The 7,804-nt window shown below is 69.0% G+C and carries 7 protein-coding genes and 1 riboswitch; of the genes, 1 reads left to right on the top strand and 6 read right to left on the bottom strand.

Annotated elements, in window-relative coordinates; genetic code table 11:
- Window positions 1-131 precede the first annotated feature (131 nt).
- The 6 genes from VGH68_RS22190 to cbiE all read right to left on the bottom strand — a co-directional run bounded on the left by VGH68_RS22190 (window position 132) and on the right by cbiE (window position 6,402).
- Complete coding sequence (locus VGH68_RS22190; protein WP_331605863.1) at window positions 132-1,337, bottom strand: alpha/beta hydrolase family protein; 1,206 nt, start codon at window positions 1,335-1,337, stop codon at window positions 132-134.
- Window positions 1,338-1,339: 2 nt separating this feature from the next.
- The gene (locus VGH68_RS22185; RefSeq protein ID WP_331605862.1) at window positions 1,340-2,482 is read right to left on the bottom strand and encodes an AraC family transcriptional regulator; all 1,143 of its coding nucleotides are present in this window, start codon (window positions 2,480-2,482) and stop codon (window positions 1,340-1,342) included.
- A 78-nt stretch (window positions 2,483-2,560) separates the two neighbouring features.
- Window positions 2,561-3,289 carry a precorrin-4 C(11)-methyltransferase gene (gene cobM / locus VGH68_RS22180; RefSeq protein WP_331605861.1) on the bottom strand — a complete coding sequence of 243 codons (729 nt, stop codon included), beginning with the start codon at window positions 3,287-3,289 and terminating at the stop codon, window positions 2,561-2,563.
- Between the two features lie 43 nt (window positions 3,290-3,332).
- A complete protein-coding gene (locus VGH68_RS22175; protein ID WP_331605860.1) occupies window positions 3,333-4,076 on the bottom strand; it encodes a cobalt-precorrin-6A reductase in 744 nt (247 codons plus the stop codon).
- Window positions 4,073-5,179 (bottom strand): cobalt-precorrin-5B (C(1))-methyltransferase, encoded by a 1,107-nt coding sequence (locus tag VGH68_RS22170; RefSeq protein ID WP_331605858.1) that lies wholly within the window; start codon window positions 5,177-5,179, stop codon window positions 4,073-4,075. Before VGH68_RS22170 ends, VGH68_RS22175 begins: the two co-directional genes overlap by 4 nt.
- Window positions 5,179-6,402 carry a precorrin-6y C5,15-methyltransferase (decarboxylating) subunit CbiE gene (cbiE, locus tag VGH68_RS22165; RefSeq protein WP_331605857.1) on the bottom strand — a complete coding sequence of 408 codons (1,224 nt, stop codon included), beginning with the start codon at window positions 6,400-6,402 and terminating at the stop codon, window positions 5,179-5,181. Before cbiE ends, VGH68_RS22170 begins: the two co-directional genes overlap by 1 nt.
- Window positions 6,403-6,484: 82 nt before the next feature.
- Window positions 6,485-6,664, top strand: a riboswitch (cobalamin riboswitch).
- Window positions 6,665-6,748: 84 nt separating this feature from the next.
- On the opposite strand from cbiE, the gene VGH68_RS22160 reads away from it, so the two are divergent.
- Window positions 6,749-7,804: oxidoreductase (locus VGH68_RS22160; RefSeq protein ID WP_331605856.1), on the top strand; the 1,056-nt coding region annotated here is incomplete at its 3' end.

The raw sequence follows: 7,804 nt of genomic DNA, 5'->3' as shown, positions 1-7,804 counted from the left end.
GTGCCGATCGAAGCATTGTCGCCGCTGGAAGACTGAACCGCGCGGTACGCGCGGCGAATGCGCGAAGTGACCGCTGCGCGCTCATGGCGACGCAGCGGCTCGTGCGGGGCACAAGCGTTGGCGCCCTTCCGCTACGAATGGCCTGCCGGCAACGCGGCCGTAAAGAAATCGCGCACCCGTGCGGCCGTTTGCGCGTGAACGGCCGCGCGATCGACGCCCGGTGCGTCCTTGCAGATCAACGCCAGATGCTCGACGACCGCCGGCTCGCACCGGTCCAGGAACGTGTAGTGCGACGCACCGGGCACGATCGTGACCGTCGCTTGCGGCATCAGAGCGCCGATACGGCGGATGTTCGTGTCGATTGGCGCGGTCACGTCAGCGCCTCCCGCTAACAGTGCAACCGGGATCGTCACGCCGGCGAACGAGCCGCTGTCGAATGCCTCGCCCAACGCGGGGGCGATCGCGAATGCCGCGTTGATCCGCGGATCGCGATACGAGTCGCCCGAGCGTGCGCGCGATGCCTTCGTGTCGGGCGACAGCGCGTCGAGCGTAAGGCTAGCCGCGCCTGGCTCCCGGGCGAGCTTGGCCGCTTCCGGCGGCATGCAGATCGCGTCCGCGGCCGGCGACGTGCAGAAGCGTTCGAACGCGGCCAGATCGGTGCGCGCGCCCGCCAGTTCCAGCACCGTATAGCCGCCGAGCGAAAAGCCCAGCGCGCCGATTCGCGCCGGGTCGACGCGCGGGCCGAAGCGTGGATCGGCAAGCACGCCGTCGAGTACTTCGCTGACGTCGGTCGCGCGTTCCCACCAGAGCATGAAGCCGTCGCGCGTCAGCGGCTCCAGCGCGGTGTTGCCCGGATGATTGACGCCCGCGACGATGTAGCCGTGCGCGGCCAGCGATGCCGCGAGCCAGTCGAGGCTGTCCGCGCTGCCGCCGGTGCCGTGCGACAGCAGCAGCAACGGATACTGGGCGTGAGCACTGGAAAGCGGCACATCGTCGGCGGCGGGATGACCGCTGAAGATCGGATGGCAGGGCCGCCCGAAATCGTGAGCGGTCTCGTGCTGCGCCGCGTCGGCCGGATACCAGATGCGCGTGATCAGAGCATGTGTTTGCGCGCCGCGCCAGTTGCGCGCCACCGCCGGATGGAACACGCGCACGGTCTCGCCGACGTGCCAGCCGGCGGAATCGGCTACGGCATCAGAGCCCGGTTGAGCGTGGGCTTGAGCCTGAGCAGTGGCGCTGAACGCCAGCCCCGCGAGCACCGCCAGCACTGCGGCGAACAGGCACCCGATCGACAACGCGACCGCGCGCAAAAGCGCGGCACAGCCTCGACGCAGCATGGTCAGTCCTTGCGAATGGGAATCAGCAGATCGGTGATGCAGGTGTGCTGCGGGCCGGCACCCGGCGAGCTTCGATACAGTTCGAGCGCGGGCCGCTGATCGCGCGTATAGCCGCTGCGCGGCAGCCAGCCGCTGTTGAGCGCGCGAAAGGTCGGCGAGATCAGCGCGTACGGGCCGACCAGCCGGTGCACCGCATACAGGCCGCCGGCAAGCCGCAGCGGCTCGACTTGTTGCGCGTGCTCTCGGTGCTCTCGGTGCTCTCGGTGCTCTCGGTGCTCTCGGTGCTCTCGGTGCTCTCGGTGCTCTCGGTGCTGTAGGTGCTGTGGGTGCTGTGGGTGCTCGGCGTGCTGTGCGTGCTCTCCGGGCGCCGCCGGGCCGCTCTGCACAGTCCGCGAGCGCTCAATCCGCGGGCGCGCATCGTCTGGTCCCCACTGCGACACGCTGGCAATGGCTGCGTGATAGCGAAAACCACCCGGCACCGTGGCGTCGCGGGTGCAGATGCCGACGCGCTGATACAGCAGCGGATCGTCCGCGCCACGCAGCATCGTCATCAGCGCGCGGAACGTCTGGGCGATCGTCGCGACCGGGCCGTCATGGCGCAGACAAAGCACGTCGAGCGGCGCCAGTTCGGCGACCTCGACAGCCGGCAGGTCCGCCGTGCCGCTCGGGTCGCCCGCCGTGCTCCGGCCGCCCGTCGCCGCGCACGCCGACGCCGCGCGCCGTCGCATGGACGAAGCCGTCGCGGCGGATAGCGAAGACGCGGCGGCCAGCGCATTCGCGCCAGCCGCATGCGCGACCAGGTGCCGCTGGCGCGCCCGGAACTCGCTCGGCGACACGCCGGTAAAACCGCGAAACGCACGCGCAAACGCCTGCGCACTGTCATACCCGGCATCATGCGCGACCGCGGTCACCTGCGCGGCGTCGGTCAAACGCTGCGCGGCCTCGGCAAGCCGCAGCCGCTTGACGGTCTCGACCACGCTTTCTCCCATCACCGCGCGATAAACGCGATGAAAGTGATACGGCGACAGATGCGCGAGCGCCGCCAGGCTGTCGAGCGTATGCGGCGCGCCGGGCTCGAGCAGGATCGCCTCGACCACGCGAGCGATCCGTCTGCGGTAATCACGTTCGGTGCTGGGCTTCATCATCGCGCCAGGATAACGGGGACCTCAAGGCAATGCGGTGCAGAACTTGCGGATTTTCGCGCCGAGCGGCGAAACCGGCGCTCAGCCGCCCTTCGCGTACAACGTCGAGTCCGCGAAGCCCTCGGCGGCCAGCACCTGCCCGACCAGGATCAGCGCGGTGCGTTCGATCGCGCTGCCTTGCACCTTGCCGACGATATCGTCGAGCGTGCCGGTGATCTTCTCCTCGTCCGGCCAGCTCGCGCGATAGATCACCGCGATCGGACACGCGCCGCCGTAATGAGGCCGCAACTCGTCGACGATGCGGGCGAGATGCCGCACGCCAAGATGAATCGCCATCGACGCGCGATGCCGCGCGAGATCGCCCAGTTGCTCACCGTCGGGCATCGCCGTCTTGCTCGCGTAGCGCGTCAGGATCAGCGTCTGCGAGATGCCGGGCAGCGTCAGCTCGCAGCCGAGCGCCGCCGCGCAAGCCGCCGTCGCGGTCACGCCGGGCACGATCTCGTACGGGATACGCAGCTCGCGCAGCCGGCGGATCTGTTCGCCGATCGCGCCGTACAGCGACGGATCGCCTGAATGCACGCGCGCGACGTGCTGGCCCTTCGCATGCGCGGCCGCGAGTAGCTCGACGATCTGGTCGAGATCGAGCTCCGCGGTGTTGACGACCTGTTCGGCGCGATGCCCGTCGAGCACCGCAGCCGGCACCAGCGACCCCGCATACAGAATCACCGGGCAGGTACGCACGAGGCGCTGCCCTTTCACCGTGATCAGCTCCGGGTCCCCAGGACCCGCGCCGATAAAGAACACCGTCATGCGCTACTCCAGTTTCGATTCAATGGCTTGTGGCCTGATGGGTTCATCGCCCGCTCGATTCATTGCCGGTGTGCGCGCGCAGCGCGTCGAGCAGACCGGCGACCGTCGCGAATTCATGGTCGACTTCCGCCATAGCCGGCCGGCGCAACATCACGAGCGGCAAGCCGCGCTCGCGCGCGACGTCGAGTTTCGCCTCGGTCGCGGCGCCGCCACTGTTCTTGGTGACGACCACGTCGAACCGTTGCAGCGCGAACAGCGCGCGCTCGCCATCGAGCGTGAACGGGCCGCGCGCCGCCATCACGCGCGAGCGCGCAGTGTCCGGGTGCGACTCCAGGCAGCGCACGGTCCAGAACTGATACGGCGGAATCTCGTCGAGATGAGCAAGCGGTTCGCGGCCAAGCGTGAAAAACGGTCGCCTGAACGATGCGAGCGCCGCGATCAGTTCGTTCCAGTCGCTAACCGTGCGCCAGTCGTCACCGGCTTGCGGCTGCCAGGCGCGACGGCGCAGCGCCCAGCACGACACGCCCGCCGCGCGACACGCCCGCGCGGCGTTCGCGCTGATCTGGGCGGCATACGGATGCGTCGCGTCGATTACGAGCCCGATCCGTTCGCTTGCGAGGTAACGCGCAAGCCCTTCGCTGCCGCCAAAACCGCCGACTCGCACCGCACACGCGAGATCGTCCGGCACCTGGCCGAGTCCCGCCAGACTATACACATCGATGGGCCGAAGCTGACGCGCAATCTTCAACGCGTCGCCGGTGCCGCCGAGCAGCAGAATGCGAGTCACCGCGCGACTCCGACGAATTTGCCCTGGCGGTCGATGGCGAAAGTTTCGACGCTGACCCGCGCCGGCACGATCTCGCGCGCGACGGCCAACGCGCGCTGACAGACGATGTCGCCGAGTGGCACCTGCTTTGCGTGCGCCAACGCGAGCGCCTGCTGGCTGGTGTTGGCCTCGCGCATCGCCGCTTGCAATGCAGCGTCCGCACCGTGCGAAGCAGCCCATGTCGCGAGCTGTTCGAGGTCGATGCTCGAATGACGGCTATGCAGATCGAGATGCCCCGCCGCGAGCTTGCTGAGCTTGCCGAAGCCGCCGCAGAGGCTCAGGCGCTCGACCGGCGCGCGCTTCATATGCTTGAGCACCGCGCCCACGAAATCGCCCATCTCGATCAGCGCGATATCGGGCAGCCCGTAGTGCGCGCGCATCGCGTCTTCGCTGGCGTTGCCGGTGCAGGCGGCCACATGCGCGTAGCCGTTCGCGCGCGCGACGTCGATGCCCTGATGGATCGATGCGATATACGCGGAGCACGAAAACGGCCGCACGATCCCGGTGGTGCCGAGTATCGACAGTCCGCCGAGAATACCGAGACGTGGGTTCATCGTTTTCAGCGCCAACTGCTCGCCGCCTTCGATGCCGATCGTCACCTCGAAGCCGCCGCGATACGCATGCTGCGCGGCAAGTTCGCTCAGGTGCTGGGTCATCATCTGACGCGGGACCGGATTGATCGCCGCCGCGCCGACCGGCAGCGTCAAGCCTGCACGCGTGACCGTGCCGACACCCGGTCCGGCGCGAAAGACCACGCCCGGCTCGTCCATGAGCCGCACGCGCGCGAACACGAGCGCGCCGTGGGTCACGTCGGGGTCGTCGCCGGCATCCTTGATCGTGCCCGCTTCCGCGATTCGCTCAGCTTGCGCGCCGGCTTCGATCAGCCGGCAGAACGTGAGCCGCATCGCCACGCGCTGGCCCTTCGGCAGCACGATTTCCGCGACGTCGCTCGCCTCGCCTACGAGCAGCAAGCGGGCGGCGGCGAGCGATGTCGCGGTCGCGCAGCTACCGGTCGTGTAGCCGCTGCGCAGCGGCGCGGGTTGTTCGGGGCTTTCTTCGCGCATCACGAATCGGCCGATGAATGCGCGGGCTTCGCCACTTCCAGCAATGTGACCGGCAACGCCTGACGCCACGTATCGAAGCCGCCGAGCGGTTGCGCATGCGCGAGCGCGATGCGGGTCAGCGTGCCGCCATGCCGTTCGCGCCACGCGGCGAGCACCGCTTCGCCTTGCAGCGTGACCGCGTTGGCAACGAGCCGCCCGCCGTCGCGCAGCTGGGCCCAGCAGGTGTCTAGTACGCCCGGTTCGGTCACGCCGCCGCCGATAAACACCGCATGCGGCGCCGGCAGACCGTCCAACGCGGCGGGTGCGTGGCCGGCCACGAGTTGCAGACCGGGCACGCCCAAAGCGTCGCGATTGCGCTCGATAAAGCATTGCCGTGCGTCGTTTGCCTCGATCGCGATCGCGTGGCAGCCCGGATGCGCGCGCATCCATTCGATGCCGATCGAGCCGCTACCGGCGCCAACATCCCACAGCAATTCGCCGGGCGCCGGAGCGAGGCGCGCGAGCGTGATCGCGCGGACATCGCGTTTGGTCAACTGGCCGTCGTGGATGAATGCGTCGTCAGGCAGGCCACAAGTCAGCGGCAGACGCGGCGCGTGCGCCGACGCGCGGCATTCGAGCGCGATCAGATTGAGCGCCGCCAATTCGCCGGGCGGCCATTGATCGACGCGCCCATCGATGCGCCGCTCCAGTTCGCCGCCGAGATGTTCGAGCACGCTCATCCGGGTCGCGCCGAAACCGCGCGCGGCGAGCGCCGCCGCGAGTGCCGCGGGCGTGCGGCCATCCGCGCTCAGCACGAAGATGCGCGCGCCGTCGTGCAGATGCGCGTTTAGCGCGGCGAGCGGGCGTCCCACCAGCGACACGGTCGCGACCTCCTGCAAAGGCCAGCCGAGCCGCGCGGCCGCGAGCGACAACGATGACGGCGCCGGCAGCACGCACAATTCGCCGGCCGGCAACTGCCGCGCGAGCGTCGCGCCGACGCCGAACAGCATCGGGTCGCCGCTCGCGAGCACGCACACCGCGCGCGGACGCTCGGCGAGCAACGGCGCCAGATCGAACGGACGCGGCCACGCGGCGCGGCGCGCGGCCACACGCGCGGGCAGCATCGCCAGATGCCGCTCGCCGCCGTACACGACCGACGCTGCCAGCAAAGCACGCCGCGCGGGCCGTCCTAAACCGGCGAAGCCGTCGTCGCCAATGCCCACTACGGTCAGCCAGGCCGGCATGCATCCATCCTCATCGGTGTCGTCAAAAGTGCGCCGAGCCGCGCCAGTCAAAGCGTCCAGCGTCGTTACGCGATTCGAAAAAAGGCATAATACAGCCGCCGGTGCCCTTCGGGGCCGAAGAGGGAACACAGCAATGAATGTGGCTGCCCCCGCAACTGTATGCAGCGAGTCCGTCTGCGCTACGCGCCACTGGTTTGACCGGGAAGGCCGCGACGGATGATGACCTGCGAGCCAGGAGACCTGCCGGCGAAACTGTTCGTGCCAGCCAACATCGGGCGGGGTGTACCGATGCCGCAGCAAGCTCCGCGATGCGGCTTGCTCGGGCCGTCGCGCGACGCTACCTGTGGTGTCCGTCTTGAATCGAGCTTCCCCCTCCACTGTTTTACCCGATGCAGCCACGACGCCGCGGCCGTCCGCGTGTCCGGGGCTGCTGCGCATCGTCGCCGCGCGCGATGGCGGCATCTGCCGGATCAAGCTGCCAGGCGGTGTGCTGAATGCGCCGCAGGCACGAGCGATCGCCGATGCGAGCACGCGGCACGCGAGCGGCGTGATGGAGCTGACCAATCGTGCGAATCTGCAACTGCGCGGCGTACGCGAAGGGCATGAGCCGGCATTGAGCGCGGCGTTGATTCGCGCGGGGTTGGGGCCGGCTTCGATTGCGTCGTCCGCTTCGGCGGCCAACGGCGCGAACCACGTCAGCGCAGCACCGAGCTACGCCGACGACGTGCGCAACGTGATGATCAGCCCGGCCGCCGGGCGCGACCCGTATGCACTGATCGACACCGCACCGCTGTGCGACGATCTGCTCGCGCTGCTGCAAAGCGACGCGCGCTGTGCGGCGCTGTCGCCGAAATTCGCGTTGCTTGTCGATGGTGGCGAACGGCTCGCGCGCATCGATCATCCGCATGATGTGTGGCTCGCGGCATCCGCTGACGCAGACGAAATCCGCTTCGTGTTCGGCCTGGCCGGATGCCCGGGGCCAAGCTCGAACATCGGCGACGCTGGCGACGCGAACCCGAACGGCACCGGCGCACTGGCTGCGGTTTCGCCGTCACAGGTGCTCGCGCTCGTGCGCGCATTGCTGCACACGTTCGTCGATCTCGCCACCGCCGACACGACCCGCATGCGCGATCTGCTGGCCACGCATTGCGCGGACGCACTGCTACTGCATGCGCAACGCTACATCGACTTCCCACTCACGCGCGATGCAACGCTGCACGACTGGCAACGGCCTCAGCGCGCCGACGCGTCACTGCGTGTCGGCGCGCACCCGCAGCGGGAAGCGGGCCTGTCGCACGTCGGCGGCCAGCCGCCGCTCGGCCGTCTCGACGCGGCGGCGCTGCGCCGGCTGGCCGGGCTCGCGCAGCGCCACGGCAACGGCATGCTGCATGTCACGCCCTGG

The sequence above is a fragment of the Paraburkholderia sp. genome, assembly GCF_036488505.1.
GTDB lineage: Bacteria > Pseudomonadota > Gammaproteobacteria > Burkholderiales > Burkholderiaceae > Paraburkholderia.
This window is presented reverse-complemented; position numbering and strand designations above follow the sequence as displayed.